At 33.5% G+C, this 19,716-nt stretch carries 15 protein-coding genes and 2 pseudogenes; 16 read left to right on the top strand and 1 reads right to left on the bottom strand.

Going from position 1 to position 19,716, the window contains the following annotated elements; genetic code table 11:
• Nucleotides 1–372: 372 nt before the first annotated feature.
• The 13 genes and pseudogenes from rnjB to rny all read left to right on the top strand — a co-directional run bounded on the left by rnjB (nt 373) and on the right by rny (nt 15,410).
• Complete coding sequence (gene rnjB / locus AST02_RS04590) at nt 373–2,046, top strand: ribonuclease J2 (RefSeq protein WP_069816002.1); 1,674 nt, start codon at nt 373–375, stop codon at nt 2,044–2,046.
• 307 nt (nt 2,047–2,353) lie between these two features.
• Nucleotides 2,354–3,182, top strand: a pseudogene (locus AST02_RS14590) (cell division protein FtsK); the annotation flags it as partial.
• Nucleotides 3,183–3,337: 155 nt separating this feature from the next.
• Nucleotides 3,338–4,804, top strand: a pseudogene (locus AST02_RS14585) (DNA translocase FtsK); the annotation flags it as partial.
• 2 nt (nt 4,805–4,806) lie between these two features.
• Nucleotides 4,807–5,520 (top strand): GntR family transcriptional regulator, encoded by a 714-nt coding sequence (locus AST02_RS04580; RefSeq protein ID WP_069815998.1) that lies wholly within the window; start codon nt 4,807–4,809, stop codon nt 5,518–5,520.
• Between the two features lie 10 nt (nt 5,521–5,530).
• Nucleotides 5,531–6,820 (top strand): EF-P 5-aminopentanol modification-associated protein YfmF, encoded by a 1,290-nt coding sequence (gene yfmF / locus AST02_RS04575; protein WP_069815996.1) that lies wholly within the window; start codon nt 5,531–5,533, stop codon nt 6,818–6,820.
• On the top strand, nt 6,820–8,106 hold the full coding sequence (gene yfmH, locus AST02_RS04570; RefSeq protein WP_069815994.1) for an EF-P 5-aminopentanol modification-associated protein YfmH: 1,287 nt from the start codon (nt 6,820–6,822) through the stop codon (nt 8,104–8,106). Before yfmF ends, yfmH begins: the two co-directional genes overlap by 1 nt.
• 1 nt (nt 8,107) lies before the next feature.
• The gene (gene ymfI / locus AST02_RS04565; RefSeq protein WP_069815992.1) at nt 8,108–8,812 is read left to right on the top strand and encodes an elongation factor P 5-aminopentanone reductase; all 705 of its coding nucleotides are present in this window, start codon (nt 8,108–8,110) and stop codon (nt 8,810–8,812) included.
• 163 nt (nt 8,813–8,975) lie between these two features.
• Nucleotides 8,976–9,806, top strand: coding sequence for a YmfK family protein (locus AST02_RS04560; RefSeq protein ID WP_069815990.1), 831 nt, complete (start codon nt 8,976–8,978; stop codon nt 9,804–9,806).
• 33 nt (nt 9,807–9,839) lie between these two features.
• Nucleotides 9,840–10,232 (top strand): helix-turn-helix domain-containing protein, encoded by a 393-nt coding sequence (locus AST02_RS04555; RefSeq protein ID WP_069815988.1) that lies wholly within the window; start codon nt 9,840–9,842, stop codon nt 10,230–10,232.
• Between the two features lie 54 nt (nt 10,233–10,286).
• Nucleotides 10,287–10,865, top strand: coding sequence for a CDP-diacylglycerol--glycerol-3-phosphate 3-phosphatidyltransferase (gene pgsA / locus AST02_RS04550; protein ID WP_069815986.1), 579 nt, complete (start codon nt 10,287–10,289; stop codon nt 10,863–10,865).
• A gap of 297 nt (nt 10,866–11,162) precedes the next feature.
• Entirely contained in the window at nt 11,163–12,305 is a 1,143-nt protein-coding gene (locus tag AST02_RS04545; protein ID WP_069815984.1) for a CinA family nicotinamide mononucleotide deamidase-related protein, read from the top strand.
• Between the two features lie 173 nt (nt 12,306–12,478).
• Nucleotides 12,479–13,525, top strand: a complete 1,047-nt coding sequence (gene recA, locus AST02_RS04540; protein ID WP_069815982.1) for a recombinase RecA — start codon at nt 12,479–12,481, stop codon at nt 13,523–13,525.
• A gap of 325 nt (nt 13,526–13,850) precedes the next feature.
• Nucleotides 13,851–15,410: a ribonuclease Y gene (gene rny, locus AST02_RS04535; RefSeq protein ID WP_069815980.1), complete on the top strand. Its 1,560-nt coding sequence runs from the start codon at nt 13,851–13,853 to the stop codon at nt 15,408–15,410.
• A gap of 394 nt (nt 15,411–15,804) precedes the next feature.
• Here the strand turns inward: rny and AST02_RS04530 are convergent, their stop codons facing one another.
• Nucleotides 15,805–16,020, bottom strand: a complete 216-nt coding sequence (locus AST02_RS04530; RefSeq protein WP_069815977.1) for a hypothetical protein — start codon at nt 16,018–16,020, stop codon at nt 15,805–15,807.
• Nucleotides 16,021–16,184: 164 nt separating this feature from the next.
• On the opposite strand from AST02_RS04530, the gene AST02_RS04525 reads away from it, so the two are divergent.
• The 3 genes from AST02_RS04525 to AST02_RS04515 all read left to right on the top strand — a co-directional run bounded on the left by AST02_RS04525 (nt 16,185) and on the right by AST02_RS04515 (nt 19,714).
• On the top strand, nt 16,185–16,973 hold the full coding sequence (locus AST02_RS04525; protein WP_002507824.1) for a TIGR00282 family metallophosphoesterase: 789 nt from the start codon (nt 16,185–16,187) through the stop codon (nt 16,971–16,973).
• Nucleotides 16,974–17,086: 113 nt separating this feature from the next.
• Nucleotides 17,087–18,847 carry a 2-oxoacid:acceptor oxidoreductase subunit alpha gene (locus tag AST02_RS04520; RefSeq protein WP_069815975.1) on the top strand — a complete coding sequence of 587 codons (1,761 nt, stop codon included), beginning with the start codon at nt 17,087–17,089 and terminating at the stop codon, nt 18,845–18,847.
• A complete protein-coding gene (locus tag AST02_RS04515; RefSeq protein ID WP_069815973.1) occupies nt 18,848–19,714 on the top strand; it encodes a 2-oxoacid:ferredoxin oxidoreductase subunit beta in 867 nt (288 codons plus the stop codon).
• The last annotated feature ends 2 nt before the right edge of the window (nt 19,715–19,716 follow it).

The raw sequence follows: 19,716 nt of genomic DNA, 5'->3' as shown, positions 1-19,716 counted from the left end.
ATCGCGTTACGATAGAATGTTTCCTGTTCTATTTTTAAACGGTTTTCATATCAAAGTATACTGGTTTCTTTTTTATTTAATGCAAATGCAAATATTAGCAGAATTATTGCGTAAATAATTAAATACATAAGTGAATAAGACTAAAGTTTAATTTTTAGGAAATTCATAGTTTCTATTGTAGTAAAAACGTGAATATGAAAATATAAAACAAAACATAGAAAATATTGAAGATTTATAAGTAATTGTTTATTTATTGATATCAATCCCGAACTATTTATAGTAATTACTTTAATAGTGTACATAAAGCCTATTTTAACTTATAATATACTATGAGTTTATATATGGACGGGAATTTAAATAGGAGGTAACATTTTGAGTTTAATTAAGAAAAAAAATAAAAATATTCGTATAATTCCACTTGGCGGAGTTGGAGAAATTGCGAAAAATATGTATGTCGTTGAAGTAGACGATGAAATGTTCATGTTAGATGCAGGACTGATGTTCCCAGAAGATGAAATGCTAGGTGTAGACATTGTAATTCCTGACATTCAATATGTCATTGATAATAAAGATAAATTAAAAGGTATATTTTTGACGCATGGCCATGAACACGCTATCGGAGCTGTCACATATGTATTAGAACAAGTAGATGCACCTGTGTACGGTTCTAAATTGACAATCGCGTTAATTAAAGAAAATATGAAAGCACGTAATATTAATAAAAAAGTAAGATATTATACAGTGAATAATGAATCAGTTATGCGTTTTAAAGGGGTAAACATTACATTTTTCAATACAACGCACAGTATTCCAGACAGTTTAGGCGTATGTATTCATACATCATATGGTGCAATTGTTTATACTGGCGAATTTAAATTTGATCAAAGTCTACAAGGTCATTATGCACCAGACTTGAAAAAAATGACTGAAATAGGCGAAGCAGGCGTGTTTGCGCTCATCAGTGATTCCACTGAGGCGGAAAAACCAGGTTATAATACACCAGAAAATGTAATTGAATCACATATGTATGATGCGTTTACTAAAGTAAAAGGCAGATTAATTGTTTCATGTTACGCATCGAACTTTATCCGCATTCAGCAAGTATTGAATTTGGCTCAGAGATTGAATAGAAAAGTTTCTTTCTTAGGCCGTTCATTAGAAAGTTCATTTAATATCGCTAGAAAGATGGGCTATTTTGATATTTCTAAGGACTTATTAATTCCAATTAATGAAGTTGAAAATTATCCTAAAAATGAAGTTATTATTATTGCAACTGGTATGCAAGGCGAACCAGTAGAAGCATTAAGTCAGATGGCTCAAAAGAAACATAAAATAATGAATATTGAACAAGGGGATTCTGTATTCCTAGCAATTACTGCTTCTGCAAGTATGGAAGTCATCGTTGGTAACACGCTAAATGAATTAGCGCGTGCTGGTGCAGAAATCTTACCTAGTAGTAAAAAAATACACACTTCAAGTCATGGTTGCATGGAAGAATTGAAGATGATGATTAATATTATGAAACCAGAATACTTTATACCAGTAAATGGTGAGTTTAAAATGCAAATTGCTCATGCAAAATTAGCGAATGAATCAGGCGTAAAACCTGAGAAAATCTTCCTTGTGGAAAAAGGTGATGTCGTTAACTATGATGGTGACGAAATGATTTTAAATGAAAAAGTGAATTTTGGTAATGTACTTATCGATGGTATTGGTGTTGGAGACGTAGGAAATATCGTTCTGAGAGATCGTCATTTATTAGCAGAAGATGGTATCTTTATTGCGGTCGTAACACTTGATCCGAAAAACAGACGAATTGCAGCTGGACCAGAAATTCAATCTAGAGGATTCGTTTATGTTAGAGAAAGTGAAGCTTTATTAAATGAAGCTGAAGAAAAAGTACGTGAAATCGTCGAACTAGGACTACAAGAAAAACGCATTGAATGGTCTGAAATCAAACAAAGTATGCGTGATCAAATTAGCAAGTTATTATTTGAAAACACGAAACGTCGTCCGATGATTATTCCAGTTATTTCTGAAATTTAATAGTTTCCATACTAAACAAAGAGGTTAAGACAAACGCTTAGGTAAACATATTTAAAAGTAGATTGCAGTTGATTGTTATATCTTAAATATGACATGCAAGCAACCTTTAAATCCACTCAAAGCGAACATTGTCTTACCTCTTTTATGTTATTATAGAATACAAATAAACTTTTATTATACAAACATACTTATATAATAAAACCTAAATACATATTATTTACGATGAAGAAAAGTGATTCACATAGCAATCAATGGGTATAGGATTAAAATAAAATTGAAATCAGAGTTAGAAAAGTAGGTGTGGAACGTGGCACAAACAAAAAAGAGAACTACAACTAAGAGAAAACCAACAAATACAAGAAAGAAAACAACAAATAAAAAGAAAAAACAAAGCGACAGTCCTATAAGATATGTTTTTGCTATTATCGCTTTTGTATTAATTATACTAGGCGCGTTCCAACTTGGTATTATTGGAACAATGATAGATAGTTTCTTGAACTATTTATTCGGTAATAGCCGTTTCTTAACATATATATTACTAATTATAGGCACAATATTTATCACTTATTATAAAGCATTACCGAAGACAAGACGTACAGTTGGTGCTTTTCTATTACAATTCGCACTATTGTTAGTGACACAAATCTTCTTTTACTTTACTAATAATGCACAAGCTGAACGAGAACCAGTATTGTCATTTGTCTATAAGGCTTATGAACAGACTAACTTCCCTAATTTTGGTGGAGGGTTAATAGGATATTACTTATTAACTTTATTCACGCCTTTAATTTCTATTGTTGGTATTATTATTGTGACAATTTTATTGATTGCTTCAAGTGCAATTTTACTTTTAAAGCAAAGTCATCGTGATGTATCGAAAATCGTATTTGAAAAGGTGAAAATTAAAAGTCAAGATGCTTCAGTAAACTTAAAAGAAAAAAGAAAACAAAATAAAATTAAAAAAGATGCTAAAGTGCGTGTGAAAGCAGAGAAAAAAGCTGAATTACAAGCACAACAAGCTGCTACTCAGGATGAAGCTAATAATGAAGTTAAAGATGTAAGTGATTTACCTGAAGTTTCTAATTTAACTGCAGAACAGCAACAATCCATACCTATATATGGGCATGGTGATAACGATGAAGATAGCGCTCAACCTACGGAAAATAAAAAATACAAACGTAGTCAACGCACGCGCGATCAAGAAGGTGCCAATGAGCAGATACCATCACAACAAAGTTCTAAAGAGGAACAAGCTTCATTAGATCAGTTGATAGATGAATCTGAACAAGCCTCAGATGAAGAAGGCGCAAATTCCATATCCGAAGCAGGTGAGGTTGAAAATGAAGCATATACAATACCACCGCTTTCCTTACTCAATCAACCTGCTAAGCAAAAAGCTACATCTAAGGCAGAAGTACAAAAAAAAGGCCAGTTACTAGAAACCACGCTCAAAAACTTTGGTGTTAATGCTAGAGTGACTCAAATAAAAATTGGTCCAGCGGTGACACAATATGAAATACAACCTGCGCAAGGTGTGAAAGTAAGTAAAATTGTTAATTTACATAATGATATTGCTTTAGCACTTGCTGCGAAAGATATTCGTATAGAAGCACCAATACCCGGTCGTTCAGCTGTCGGTATAGAAGTGCCTAATGACAAAGTATCACTCGTTTCATTAAAAGAAGTATTAGATGAGAAGTTTCCTGCCAAAAATAAATTAGAAGTTGGATTAGGTAGAGACATTTCAGGTGATCCAATTACAGTTGAATTAAATAAAATGCCTCACTTGCTGGTAGCAGGTTCAACTGGTAGTGGTAAGTCAGTTTGTATTAATGGCATTATTACAAGTATTTTACTTAATGCTAAGCCACATGAAGTAAAACTTATGTTAATTGATCCAAAAATGGTAGAGTTGAATATATATAACGGTATACCGCATTTGCTTATACCTGTTGTGACAAATCCACATAAAGCATCACAAGCACTAGAAAAAGTAGTTGCTGAAATGGAAAGACGTTATGATCTATTCCAACATTCTTCAACTAGAAATATTGAAGGCTATAACGAAGCAATTAGACGACAAAATAAGGAACTAGAAGAGAAGAAATCTGAGTTGCCGTATATTGTGGTGATAGTTGATGAATTAGCAGATTTAATGATGGTTGCAGGTAAAGATGTGGAAAATGCAATTCAACGTATTACTCAAATGGCACGTGCAGCAGGTATTCATTTAATTATTGCAACACAACGTCCATCTGTAGATGTTATAACTGGTATAATCAAAAATAACATTCCGTCAAGAATCGCTTTCGCTGTGAGTTCACAAATTGACTCTAGAACGATCATAGATAGTGGTGGTGCAGATAAGTTACTAGGTAAAGGTGATATGTTATACGTTGCAAATGGTGGCTCTACGAGAACACGCGTGCAAGGTGCATTTTTAAGCGATCAAGAGGTACAAGATATTGTTAATTATGTTGTTGAACAACAAAAAGCGAACTATGTTAAAGAAATGGAACCAGATGCACCAGTTGAAAAATCAGAAATGAAAAGTGAAGATTCACTTTATGATGAAGCATATATATTTATAATTGAACAACAAAAAGCAAGTACATCCTTGCTACAAAGACAGTTTAGAATTGGTTATAATCGAGCTTCAAGACTGATGGATGATTTAGAACGGAATCAAGTTATTGGACCACAAAAAGGTAGCAAACCTAGACAGATACTTGTGGATTTAGATAGTGATGAGGTGTAAATATGGAACTTACTTCTGTGTATAAAGTTAAAGAGTGGATGATTCAACAAATTAAAGAAGGTAAATTGAGTCCTGGAGAGCCATTGCCAAGTAATTTAGCAGTGGCTAGAACACTAAACGTTAAAACAGATGACGTTTATGATGCCGTAGATGAATTGATTACAGAACAAGTATTATCTAATAACTTAGGGGAAGGTGCGAGTGTTAAATCACTGCACCCGTTCTTCTATCCTTTAGGTGAACTTGTAAGTATTAGTCAAATGATAGAACAACAAGGCTTTAATGCTAGAACAGAATTTATAAGCTTAGATGAAAAACCAGCTACTTCATTGGATGCATTAAGATTAAACATTCCTGATAAAGCTTCTGTGACCATTATAGAGCGTGTCAGACTGGCAGATCGACAACCAGTAGTATATTGCTTAGATAAAGTGCCCGCTTATGATTTAACGTGTGCACAGTATCAAAATAGCGATGAATCTTTATTAAACGCGATTGAAGCTTACGCTAATAAAAAAGTTGCCTATGCAAATACAGAAATTGAGGCAATTAGTTACGAACCTCATATCTCGGACGTGCTAGACGCATCACCGCATGAAGGGCTCATGCTTTTGAAATTAATACATTACGATAATGAAGATAATCCAATACTTTATTCTTTTAATTATTTCAAAAGTAGTTTAGTAAAATTTAAAACGGTTAGAAATAGAATATAAAAACAAAATTATGAAAGCGGGGCATGACAATTTGAAGATAGATAAACAGCAAAACGACTTGCATATAAAAGTAATGCCAACAACAAAATTTAAAACAACCACAATCACATTGAAATTTATGGCGCCATTAGATAGCGAAACTATGACAGCACGTTCGCTATTGAGCAAAGTACTCGTTCGTGCGACAAAACAATGGCCGACGGATAAAGCATTTAACCAACACTTATCACAATTATATGGTGCATACGTCAACAGTTTTATTTCAAAATTTAAAGACAAGCATGTAATTACAATATCTTTAGAAATCGTAAATGAACGTTATTTAAAAGACCAGACACCATTATTTGAAAAAGGTTTGAATCTGTTAAAAGAAATGATTTGGAACCCGTTAATTACAGATGGTGAATTTGATGAAACTTTTGTTGCACAAGAAAAATCGTTATTAACAAAAAAATTAGATGCAATAGTTGATAATAAATCACAAATTGCATTTTTAAACTTACTGAAAAATATGTTTGGAGACCAACCTTATCGCCATATAGCGTCAGGGCAAGTAGAATACATATCAGGCATAACACCAAAAAATTTATATCATACATATCAATCTATGCTAAAAGATGACTACTGCGCGGTTTATGTAGTAGGCAACGTAGATGAGCAAGCAGTGAAATCACAAATTCAATCATATTTTGATCTTAAACCTTTTCAATTTGAATTATCACATGCAGTACCAACACCGACATCACATACTTTACCACAAGAAATTATTGAAACAGATGTAGTGGATCAAGCTAAATTAAATATGGGATATAAATTCCCAGCACGATATGGCGATCCACAATACTTTGCTATGGTCGTGTTAAATGTCATGTTTGGCGGTGATCCATCGTCCGTATTATTTAATGAAGTACGTGAGAAACAGAGCTTAGCGTATTCAATACACTCTCAAATGGATGCTAAAAATGGTTTTATGTTTGTACTTAGTGGTGTTTCAGCTGACAAATATGAAATAGCTAAAGATACAATAATAGCTGAATTTGAAAAATTCCAACAAGGTGAGTTTGATGACGATAAATTAGAGCTAGCTAAAAAAGTAATTATTTCACAACGTCAAGAATCTCATGATAGACCAAAAAGTATTATTGAAATATTAAATAACAATATTTTACTTGATGAAGACATGTCAGAAACAAGTTTTATTGAAGGTATACAAAATGTATCTAGAGCAGAGATTCAGCAATTAGCACAAGAAACAATATTAGATACGATTTACATTTTGACGAAAGGAGGTAATGACTGATGAATGAAAAATATTATAAACAAATAGACGAAAAAGTTTATGAAGCTGAGTTAAATAATGGACTCAAATTATTTGTTATTCCGAAAAAACGATTTCAAAAAACCTTCGTAACATACACAACACAATTTGGTTCATTAGATAATAAATTTAAACCACATGGCAGCGATACATATGTCACAGTACCTGATGGCGTAGCACACTTTTTAGAACATAAATTATTTGAAAATGAAGAAGAAGACTTATTTACTGCTTTTGCGGAAGACAACGCTCAAGTTAACGCCTTTACGAGCTTTGATCGAACAAGCTATCTATTCAGTGCTACTGATAATGTAGACCGCAATATCAAACGTTTATTAACGATGGTAGAAACGCCTTATTTTACTAAAGAGACAGTTGATAAAGAAAAAGGAATCATTGAAGAAGAAATTAAAATGTATCAAGAACAACCAGGCTATAAATTAATGTTCAATACGCTAAAGGCTATGTATGAAACACATCCAATTCGTGTAGATATTGCAGGTAGTGTTGAAAGCATTTATGAAATAACTAAAGATGATTTATATCTATGCTATGAAACATTCTACCATCCATCGAACATGGTGTTATTTGTTGTAGGTGATGTAGATGCAGAGCACATTTATGAAGTCATTGCTGAGCACGAAAATAAAAGAGATAAAGTGAATCAACCACAAATTGTCAGAGATGCTTTAGCGGAAAAAAGCGAAGTTAATGAGGCCAATGTCTCAGAATCCATGAAACTTCAATCACCAAGATTAATGCTTGGTTTTAAAAATGAAACTTTAAAAAATGAACCTAACGAAGCCTATGTTAAACGTGATTTAGAAATGACACTATTTTATGAAATGGTGTTTGGTGAAGAGACAGATTTTTATCAAACGTTGCTTAATCAAGATTTAATAGATGAAACATTTGGTTATCAATTTGTTTTAGAACCAACCTATAGCTTTTCAGTTATCACGAGTGCCACGCAATATCCTGATAAATTGAAAGCACTATTATTAGAGGAATTAGAAAACACACAAGGAAAACTAAGTGATGCAGAGGCCTTTAATTTATTGAAAAAACAATTTATCGGAGAATTTATCTCAGGTTTAAACTCACCAGAGTATATTGCTAATCAATACACAAAACTTTATTTTGAAGGCGTAAGCTTATTCGACTTATTAGACATTGTTGAGAGTATCACTTTAGATAGCGTGAACGAAACAGCAAATACATGTTTAAATCTAACACAAGTTGTAGATAGTCGTTTGGAGATGAAATAAAATGAAAGCTTTGGTCATGGGCGGATCTGGTACAATAGGTTCTGCAATTGTCGATCGTTTATTAACGGATGGGTATGAAGTCATCGTACACTATAATAAATCAAACATAGAAACTCTAACTAAGCGCTATGAACAAAAGTCAGTACAATTTGTAAAATGTGATTTAACTCAGTGTAATGAATTGGACAAAGCTTTTGGCTTTATAAAGAATTTAGATTGTTTAATTTATACTAGTGGTTCAGCTTTATATGGACAATTACAGGATATGACAGACGAAATGATCGATTCGAGTTATCAAATACATGTGCGTCAATTTATACGAACAAGTCGATATTTTGCAGATCAATTAAGACAAAGTACAAATGGTAGAATCATCGTTATCTCATCTATTTGGGGCGAAACTGGCGCAAGCATGGAAACTGTTTATTCAGCTATGAAAGGTGCGCAAATTAGTTTTGTTAAAGCGCTTAGCCAAGAGTTAGCTATGACAAATGTTACGGTTAATGCTATTGCACCTGGTTTGGTAAGTGGCAACATGACTCAAGTCTGGACAGCAGACGAACTTAGTGACATAACAAGCGATTTACCACAACAAAGATTGATTACACCTGAAGAAGTTGCACATACGTGTAGTTATTTATGCCATCCATTAGCAAAGAGTATCACGGGAACAGTACAAAAAGTGAATGGCGCATGGTATTTATAAATTTTAATATTGTGTAAAAAAATAAGCCAACTATGAAACATTCAATGATATAATAACAGTACAATAAATCACATGATTTAAAAAAGTGATATTAATAGATGTTTCTTCAGCACCAGTCTATTATAAAATAACCGTTGTTTTTAAACTAAGGGGTGTTTATTTCATGACAGTAGCTACTAAAAAAGAATGGTATTTAGAATATGAGATAACGTTGAATAGATCAGGTTTATTAGGCGATGTATCTAGTTTGTTAGGTATGATGGGTATCAATATTGTAACGATTAATGGCGTTGATGAAGGTCGTAGAGGTTTACTCATTAAGTCTGATAACTTAGAAAAAGTGAGTAGATTTGAAAATATTGTTACTGAAATTGACGATATTTCTATTACTAAATTACGTAAACCTGAACTTCGTGATAGATTGGCAGTAAGACATGGCAGGTACATAGAGCAAGATGCTGACGATAAAAAGACATTTCGTTTTGAAAGAGAAGACTTAGGTTTACTCGTTGATTTTATGGCAGAATTATTTAAAGAAGAAGGTCATAAATTAATAGGCATTAGAGGTATGCCTAGAGTTGGAAAGACAGAATCTATTGTTGCTGGCAGTGTCTGTGCGCATAAACGTTGGTTGTTCATCAGTTCTACATTAATCAAACAAACTGTGCGTAGCTCATTAATCAAAGGCGAGTACGATCCTAATCATGTTTATATTATTGATGGTGCTGTAACAGCAAGAGAATCTAATGTAAAACACCAAGAATTAGTAAAAGAAGTGATGAGTTTGCCTTCAATCAAGGTGGTAGAGCATCCTGACTTGTTTGTTGAAACAAGTGATTATGAGATGAGCGATTTCGATTATATTATTGAATTAAGAGAAAATAAAAATCAAGAAATTCATTATGAAGAAATGAAGAAACAAACTGTTAAAAGTAAAAACAACTTAGATTTTGGTAACGATGAATTTGGTGGCGGATTTGGTTTCTTTGAATAAAAAAATGAATAGTTATCAAGGAGGACTGACATCGTGAACACAGTTGGTCAAACTTTAAAGGGACGCCGAGAACGCTTAGGTATGACTTTAAATGAATTAGAAACACGCACACAGATAAAACGTCAAACTTTGACTTTGATAGAAAATAACGATTTTGAATCTTTGAATAAAGTTGATTATGCAGAAGGTTTTATTAAAAAGTATGCAAAAGCTGTTAATATTGATTCTGCACAGTTAATCAAAGCACATAGAGACGAAATCCCAAATAATGATGAAAGCATGCAAGAGACGATTGAAGCTTTTTCTAAAGAAAATAAGCCAACATATCGCAGTAAGAATAAAGAACCGTTGCAAGTAGCTGTTATAGTTAGTGTTGTTGTTATCATCTCAGCACTATTATGGATTTTAGCTGTTTTAGTATTATAATCTGTTAAAGTATAAAGCAACGATTAAGTTATAAAAAAGAAAAGAGGACTTCTTATGAATATACCGAATTGGATAACTGTTTTTAGAGTTATACTAATTCCAATATTTCTTCTATTTGCACTGATAGATTTTGGATTTGGTAACATTTCATTTATCGGTGGCAATGAAATTAGAATTGAATTATTAATTAGTGGTATTATTTTTATTATCGCGTCGTTAAGTGATTTTGTTGATGGCTATTTAGCAAGAAAATGGGAGCTTGTAACTAATATGGGGAAATTCTTAGACCCATTAGCTGACAAATTACTCGTTTCAAGCGCTTTAATCGCACTTGTACAAATTGATTTAACAAATTCAATCGTTGCGATTATTATCATTGCACGTGAGTTCGCTGTAACAGGATTACGTCTATTACAAATTGAGCAAGGTTTTGTAAGTGCTGCAGGTCAATTAGGTAAGATTAAAACTGCTGTTACGATGGTCGCAATTGTTTGGATTCTCCTAGGCGATCCTTTAGCAACTTGGATTGGTTTTGAATTAGGACAAGTTCTGTTATACATCGGTGTATTCTTCACAATATTATCTGGAATTGAATACTTCTATAAAGGTAGAGATGTATTTAAAGCGAAATAATGGGGGCAGTTCCAATACATGTCCCACACTTACCAATAAAATTAAGTACTTTAATATAGCAAAACAGTCCAAAGTGATAAAATTTGGGCTGTTTTTATTTTATTTGATAAAATAGTATAATAATTGATTTATTAAGATTTACTAAGCTTTTTAAAATATATATAAATCTAATCTTTAGTTTTTTAAGGAATTAAGATTTATAATTAAGTTTATCGAATAATTTTGCGCTCGCTTTTAAGTGCATAAAAACTATAAACTAAAGTAAATCATGTAACTTGGTGTTGAGGAGGAGAAGTTGTGAAAATATCTATCATTGCAGTAGGCTCAGAATTATTATTAGGACAAATAGCTAATACCAATGGACAATATTTATCGAAATTGCTGAATGGTGTAGGTCACAGTGTGGTAGAACATACAGTAATTGGTGATAATCCAGAACGCTTAGAAAGAGTGATAAAAGCATCATTTAATCATTATGATACTGTTATACTAACTGGTGGCTTAGGCCCAACTAAAGATGACTTAACGAAACATACGGTTGCTAAGGTATTAGGTCGAGAATTAATCATTGATAAACATGCTTTGAATTACATTGAACAATTCTTCGAAGAGCAGAATATTGAAATGACTCCAAATAATCGTCAACAAGCGTTAGTTATAGAAGGTTCACATGTATTAGAAAATAAAGTCGGCATGGCGCCTGGTATGGTAGTAGATCAAGATGAACGACGTATTGTATTGTTACCAGGCCCACCAAGAGAAATGCAACCTATGGCTAAAAACGAACTTTTGCCATTCTTCTTCAATGGTGAAAGCACTATATTCTCAGAATTATTGCGTTTTGCAGGCATCGGCGAATCTAAAGTAGAAACAGTATTAATGGATTTAATAGATGCACAGACAAATCCTACGATTGCGCCATTGGCAGGAACGCATGAAGTTAATATTAGATTAACGGCAAATGGAGATACGCAACGTGAATGCGAGCAACTTATCGCTCCTATTAAATCAGAAATTTTATCACGTATTGGTGAATATTATTATGGTTCTGATGATATACTACTGGAACAATCTCTGATGGATAAAATTCATCAATCATTTGCTCTATATGATGCTGTTACAGATGGAGAATTATATTCTAGACTGAAGAATTTTAATACTTCACAATTACTTCAAGGGATGTTACCACATCATACGCAATTTATAGATGAACATGATACAATTGAAACTCAACTTTCTGTCTCTGCCAATATCGTTAAAGATTTGTATCAAACAGAAGTAGGTATTTCAATAATGTATTATAAGGATGCAATTTATTTAGGCATTTTAGAAAATGAACGACTTGAAATTCAGTCCTTTAAAATGACGCAAAGAAGAAATTCAATAAAAAGCAGAACTCAAAATTATGTACTAATACGATTACTAAATTGGTTTAAATAAGCATTTGAAGGCTGCAAAAACTTAAAAATATAGCACGTGTGTTCTGTTTTAGTTGTAAATTTCGTCAATATAAGCGAACAAATATTCGCAAAAAGCTTGCAGAATTATTTAAATCAAGGTATAGTAGGATTAAGATATTTTACAGAGATTAATCTCAATTAGGAGGTCCAGCATTGGATAACGATCGTCAAAAAGCTTTAGATACAGTAATTAAAAATATGGAAAAATCATTTGGTAAAGGCGCAGTTATGAAATTAGGTGACAATAAAGCCCAAAGAGTTTCTAGCGTTTCAAGTGGTTCAGTTACTTTGGATAATGCGTTAGGTGTAGGTGGCTACCCTAAAGGAAGAATTATAGAAATATATGGACCAGAAAGTTCTGGTAAGACTACAGTAGCATTGCATGCTATTGCAGAAGTACAAAAAAATGGTGGCGTTGCGGCGTTTATTGATGCTGAACATGCGTTAGATCCTGTCTATGCAGAAGCTTTAGGTGTAGATATTCAAAATCTATATTTATCTCAACCTGACCATGGGGAACAAGGATTGGAAATTACTGAAGCATTCGTAAGAAGTGGTGCTGTTGACATCGTAGTTATTGACTCCGTTGCTGCTTTAACTCCAAAAGCTGAAATTGAAGGTGAAATGGGTGATACACATGTTGGTTTACAAGCACGTTTAATGTCACAAGCATTGCGTAAACTTTCAGCCGCTATTTCCAAATCAAAAACAACAGCAGTATTTATTAACCAAATTCGCGAAAAAGTAGGCGTGATGTTCGGTAACCCTGAAGTAACACCAGGTGGACGTGCATTAAAATTCTATAGTTCTGTACGTTTAGAAGTACGTCGTGCTGAACAATTAAAACAAGGCCAAGATATTGTTGGTAATAGAACGAAAATTAAAGTTGTTAAAAATAAAGTAGCACCACCATTCAAAGTTGCAGAAGTGGATATGATGTATGGTAAAGGTATCTCTAAAGAAGGAGAGCTTATTGACTTAGGTGTTGAAAATGAAATTGTAGATAAATCAGGTGCTTGGTATTCATACAATGGAGATCGTATGGGACAAGGTAAAGAAAATGTTAAATTATATCTGAAAGAAAATCCTGAAATTAAAGAAGATATTAATCGTAGATTGCGTGAAGCACTAGGCATTATTGATGGTGATGTTAAAGAAGACGAAGATGAAAAACAAACTACGCTTCTTGAAGACGAATAGTGTTATCTAAAACAATTTAAAGATTTACTATAAAATAAGTGTATATATAAAAATATGCGCTTATTTTTTTATATAAATATAAGAATTTTAAAATATAATATGACAAATATTTTGCTATATAAGCTTAATAACATAAGTGACAACAATAGTTATAGGAGAAATAGTGTAAAAGAGGGGTCTCAAATATTGAATTAATGTGTAGGAAACCTTGACACTTCTTAGTTTAAAACCGTACAATTACATTGTATGATTCTTATATAACTTCATATAATCATATTGAAATTGATATACAGAGCAAAATCCTAGATAAAAAGGGGGTGTTTGTGTGAGTTTATTAGGCCTCCTACTCATTTTGCTAGGTATTATTCTCGGAGTTGTTGTAGGGTACATTGTAGCCCGTAATCTATTGCATCAAAAGCAATTACAAGCAAGACAAACTGCAGAAGATATTATTGAACAAGGTAATAAGGAAGCAGAGAATACTAAGAAGGAAAAGCTCCTAGAAGCTAAAGAAGAAAATCAAATCTTAAAAGAACAAAGTGAAAACGAACTTCGTGAAAGACGCGGTGATCTTCAAAAGCAAGAAGCTCGACTTCTTCAAAAAGAAGAAAACTTAGAGCGAAAATCTGATCTATTAGATAAAAAAGATGAGATTTTAGAGCAAAAAGAGTCTAAACTTGAAGAACGACAACAACAAGTAGATGCAAAAGAGAGTAGTGTTCAAACATTAATAAATAAGCATGAACAAGAATTAGAACGCATCTCTGGTCTCTCTCAAGAAGAAGCTGCACAAGAGCAACTTCAAAGAGTTGAAGATGAATTGTCACAAGATATTGCAATACTTGTTAAGGAAAAAGAGAAAGAAGCAAAAGAAGCAGTCGATAAAAATGCAAAAGAATTGTTAGCAACTACGGTTCAAAGATTAGCAGCAGAACATACTTCTGAATCTACAGTATCAGTTGTTAATTTACCAAACGACGAAATGAAAGGTCGAATCATTGGTAGAGAAGGAAGAAATATCCGTACGTTAGAAACATTAACGGGTATTGATTTAATTATAGATGATACGCCAGAAGCGGTTATCCTCTCTGGTTTTGACCCAATTAGACGTGAAATTGCAAGAACTGCATTAGTAAATCTTGTTTCGGATGGACGTATCCATCCTGGACGAATAGAAGATATGGTAGACAAAGCTCGTAAAGAAGTAGACGATATTATTCGAGATGCAGGGGAACAAGCTACATTTGAAATAAATGTGCATAATATGCATCCAGATTTAGTTAAAATCTTAGGTCGTTTACAATATCGTACAAGCTATGGACAAAATGTATTGAAACATTCTATCGAAGTTGCACACTTAAGTGGTATGTTAGCAGCTGAATTAGGTGAAGATGTTACATTAGCTAAACGTGCTGGTCTACTTCATGATGTTGGTAAAGCAATCGATCATGAAGTTGAAGGTAGCCATGTTGAAATAGGTGTAGAATTAGCGAAAAAATATGCTGAAAATGAAACAGTTATTAATGCAATTCATTCCCACCATGGTGACGTTGAACCAACTTCTATTATTTCTATATTGGTAGCAGCAGCAGATGCATTATCAGCTGCGAGACCAGGTGCTCGTAAAGAGACATTAGAAAATTATATTAGAAGATTGGAAAGATTAGAAACACTTTCTGAAAATTATGATGGTGTCGAAAAAGCGTTTGCAATTCAAGCAGGTAGAGAAATTCGAGTTATTGTATCACCAGATACTATCGACGACTTAAAATCACATCGCTTAGCAAGAGATATAAAAAGCCAAATTGAAGACGAACTTCAATATCCTGGTCATATAAAAGTGACAGTTGTTCGTGAGACTAGAGCAATTGAATACGCAAAATAAATGTTAGCCATTCAATGACTAACGATAGACTGCCAACAAAGTCATAAGACTTGTTGGCAGTTTTTTTATGATTCGTATCATTAATTGTGTTTATGACATTTCTCGAACAAAGTGATATTATACGGCTTTTAAATAGTGAAAGATATTTGAAGTCTCAAACATTAAAAAAAGTGGGACGACGAAATCTAATTTTTCTAATAAGATTTCATCGTATGAGCCTAGCCCGGCGCAGCTGACAAAATGGAGTGCAAGAGATTGGTATAAGCGCATTTTCACTTCAGTCAGCCACTGTCCATATAATAGTTGAGGCTGAGACATGTATTTATGTCCCAGCCTCAACTTTGGTACACTGAAGTAAAACTTCACTATACTAAGCAATTTATATTTTTATTAATTAGTTTAATTCTAAATCTGCAACTTTAACTTCTTTGATAATTTCAGCTGTATCATAGCAGTTTGTAGCGATATTTGCATATCTTTCTGCTAAACGATAAGCATTGATATATAGCTCTAGACTATCTTTTGCTATATCTTCTGCGTCTTCACTTTTTGATGGATTTGCTGTAACAACTAGATCAGCAAAATGTTGTGGATCGATATTAATTGACATGTATTACTTCCAACTCCTATATTATGGATTAAAATAATTACTATAATGAATTATACCCCCATTACAAAATATAAAACTTAAAAATTAAAGAAATATTTACTAAAGAACCTTTTCAACTTAAATTATTTACATTAAACTAACATTAAGAGAGGATGAACAAGTAAATGAGAATATTATTTATTGGAGATATCGTAGGTAAAGTAGGTAGAGAAGCAATTAACACGTACTTGCCTAAGCTTAAACAAACGCATCGTCCTACAGTTACAATTGTAAATGCGGAAAATGCCGCACATGGTAAAGGATTAACTGAAAAGATATATAAAGAATTATTAAGAGAAGGCGTAGATTTCATGACTATGGGGAACCATACTTACGGACAACGTCAAATTTATGACTTTATAGAAAGTGCTAAGCGCATGGTTCGACCAGCAAATTTTCCAGATGAAGCACCAGGTGTAGGTATGCGCATTATTCAAATCAATGACTTGAAATTGGCGATTATTAACTTACAAGGTCGTGCATTTATGCAAGATATAGATGATCCATTCAAAAAAGCAGATGAATTAATTGCTGAAGCACAAAAAGAGACGGATTATATATTTGTAGATTTTCATGCGGAAACAACTTCTGAAAAAAATGCAATGGGTTGGTATTTAGATAATAGAGTGAGTGCTGTTGTAGGTACACATACGCATATTCAAACTTCTGATGAAAGAATATTGCCAGGTGGTACAGGTTATATTACAGATGTAGGTATGACAGGATTTTATGATGGTATACTTGGAATCAATAGAGGAGAAGTTATCACACGCTTTATTACTAGCCTACCACAAAGACATGTAGTGCCAGATGAAGGACGTAGTGTCTTATCTGGTGTTATTATAGATATTAATAAAGATGGTAAAGCAACGCATATTGAACGCGTGCTCATCAATGATGATCATCCATTTTAATTATCGTCCGTTAGTATGAATTTTAAAATAAACCACTCTTTACATAGTAATAGGGTGGTTTATTTTGATATGATTGATTATGAATTATTATAACCATTAGGAGGCAAGATGGTATGAAATCACAAGTATCATGGAAAGTTGGCGGCCAGCAAGGAGAAGGTATTGAATCAACGGGGGAAATCTTTGCTACTGCGATGAACCGTAAAGGATACTATTTATATGGATATCGTCATTTTTCAAGTAGAATAATGGGCGGACATACGAATAATAAAATAAGAGTATCAACATCACCTGTACACGCGATAAGTGATGATTTAGATATATTAATCGCTTTTGATCAAGAAACAATAGAAGTTAACCATCATGAAATGAGAACAGACAGTATTATCATTGCAGACAGCAAGGCAAAACCAGAAAAACCTGAAGGCTGTCGTGCGCAACTCATAGATTTACCGTTTACGGCAACAGCAAAAGAATTAGGCACTGCCTTAATGAAAAACATGGTTGCTATTGGTGCGACATGTGCAGTGATGAAATTAGATATTTCAGCTTTTGAAACGCTTATTACTAATATGTTTACTAGAAAAGGCGCAAAAGTTGTCGAAATGAATATAGAAGCATTAAATGAAGGTTATCGTTTAATGATAGAGCAACTTAATACTGTTGAAGGTGACTTTGTTTTAGAAGAAACAAATGGAACACCGCATCTATATATGATTGGTAATGATGCAATTGGTTTAGGTGCTTTATCAGCTGGATCAAGGTTTATGGCGGCATATCCTATTACGCCTGCTTCAGAAATTATGGAGTACATGATTGATAATCTACCAAAAGTAGGCGGCACAGTTGTACAAACTGAAGATGAAATTGCTGCTGCAAACATGGCTATTGGATCAAACTATGCTGGTGTACGTGCTTTTACTGCCAGTGCGGGACCTGGACTTTCATTAATGATGGAAGCGATTGGTTTATCTGGTATGACAGAAACACCATTTGTAGTGATTAATACCCAACGTGGCGGGCCTTCTACAGGATTGCCTACTAAACAAGAACAATCTGATTTAATGCAGATGATATACGGTACACATGGAGACATCCCTAAAATCGTAGTTGCACCTACTGATGCAGCAGATGCATTTTATCTTACGATTGAAGCATTTAATTTAGCAGAAATGTATCAATGTCCAGTGATTATTTTAAGTGATTTACAATTGTCATTAGGCAAACAAACTGTAGAAAAATTAGATTATAACAAAATCGAAATTAACCGTGGCGAAACAATTCAATCTGATATAGAACGAGAAGAAGACGACAAAGCTTATTTCAAACGTTATGCATTGACTGAGAGTGGCGTATCACCTAGACCTATTCCAGGTGTTAAAGGTGGTATACACCATGTAACAGGTGTCGAGCATAACGAAGAAGGTAAGACGAGTGAAGCAGCTGATAACAGACAACAACAAATGGATAAACGTATGCGTAAAACTGAGCATTTACTAATTAATGAACCAGTAGAAGCAGATGAACAACATGATGCAGCAGATATTTTATATTTAGGTTTCATTTCGACTAAAGGCGCAATTCAAGAAGGTAAGGATAGACTAGAAGCACAAGGCTTAAAAGTAAATCATATACAAATTAGACAATTGCATCCTTTCCCTAAAGAAACACTTCAAAAATCTATTGATAAAGCATCGAAAGTTGTCGTAGTAGAACACAATTACCAAGGACAACTTGCAAGTATCTTGAAGATGAATGTTACATTGGGTGATAAATTAGTGAACCAAACAAAATACGATGGCACGCCATTCTTGCCACATGAAATTGAAACAAAAGGACTTGAGATTGCCAAAGATTTAAAGGAGCTGGTATAAATGGCAACGTTTAAAGATTTTAGAAATAATGTTAAGCCCAATTGGTGCCCGGGCTGTGGAGATTTTTCAGTCCAAGCAGCGATTCAAAAAGCAGCAGCCAATATTGGCTTGGAACCTGAGGAAGTAGCAATCATTACTGGTATCGGCTGTTCTGGTCGTTTATCTGGATATGTAAATTCTTATGGCGTACATGGTATACATGGTCGTTCATTACCATTAGCACAAGGCGTGAAAATGGCGAACAAAGACTTGACTGTTATTGCTTCCGGAGGAGACGGTGACGGTTACGCAATAGGTATGGGCCATACTGTTCATGCATTGCGTAGAAATATGAACATGACATATATTGTAATGGACAACCAAATTTATGGACTGACTAAAGGTCAAACATCACCTTCATCAGCGCCAGGTTTTGTTACAAAATCAACACCAAAAGGAAATATCGAGCAAAATGTTAAACCATTAGAGCTCGCATTATCTTCTGGAGCAACATTTGTAGCACAAGGCTTCTCAAGTGATATAAAAGGACTTACAAAAATGCTTGAAGATGCTATTAACCATGACGGTTTTTCATTTGTGAACGTCTTTTCACCATGTGTAACATATAATAAAGTGAATACTTATGATTGGTTTAAAGAAAACCTTACAAGTATTGATGATATAGAAGGTTTTGATGTTACAGATAAAAGTAATGCAACACAAAAAGTGTTAGAGTATGATTCTCTAATTAAAGGTATTGTTTATCAAGATACGGAAACACCTTCATATGAATCTCAAATTGAAGAGATGGAAGATACGCCATTAGCTAAAAGAGATATTCATATTGATGAAACGCAGTTCAATGAATTAACAAAGCAATTTGTTTAAAT

It is taken from the genome of Staphylococcus equorum (assembly GCF_001747895.1).
Lineage (GTDB): Bacteria > Bacillota > Bacilli > Staphylococcales > Staphylococcaceae > Staphylococcus > Staphylococcus equorum_A.
The sequence above is the reverse complement of the archived record's forward strand: the minus strand, read 5'-3'. Positions and strand labels throughout refer to the sequence as shown.

Excerpts from the sequence above, each read along its gene's own strand:
- AST02_RS04580 (WP_069815998.1), top strand. The coding sequence starts at position 4,807 with ATGGAACTTACTTCTGTGTATAAAGTTAAAGAGTGGATGATTCAACAA.
- yfmF (WP_069815996.1), top strand. The coding sequence starts at position 5,531 with ATGAAAGCGGGGCATGACAATTTGAAGATAGATAAACAGCAAAACGAC.
- yfmH (WP_069815994.1), top strand. The coding sequence starts at position 6,820 with ATGAATGAAAAATATTATAAACAAATAGACGAAAAAGTTTATGAAGCT.
- ymfI (WP_069815992.1), top strand. The coding sequence starts at position 8,108 with ATGAAAGCTTTGGTCATGGGCGGATCTGGTACAATAGGTTCTGCAATT.
- AST02_RS04560 (WP_069815990.1), top strand. The coding sequence starts at position 8,976 with ATGACAGTAGCTACTAAAAAAGAATGGTATTTAGAATATGAGATAACG.
- pgsA (WP_069815986.1), top strand. The coding sequence starts at position 10,287 with ATGAATATACCGAATTGGATAACTGTTTTTAGAGTTATACTAATTCCA.
- AST02_RS04530 (WP_069815977.1), bottom strand. The coding sequence starts at position 16,020 with ATGTCAATTAATATCGATCCACAACATTTTGCTGATCTAGTTGTTACA.
- AST02_RS04525 (WP_002507824.1), top strand. The coding sequence starts at position 16,185 with ATGAGAATATTATTTATTGGAGATATCGTAGGTAAAGTAGGTAGAGAA.
- AST02_RS04520 (WP_069815975.1), top strand. The coding sequence starts at position 17,087 with ATGAAATCACAAGTATCATGGAAAGTTGGCGGCCAGCAAGGAGAAGGT.
- AST02_RS04515 (WP_069815973.1), top strand. The coding sequence starts at position 18,848 with ATGGCAACGTTTAAAGATTTTAGAAATAATGTTAAGCCCAATTGGTGC.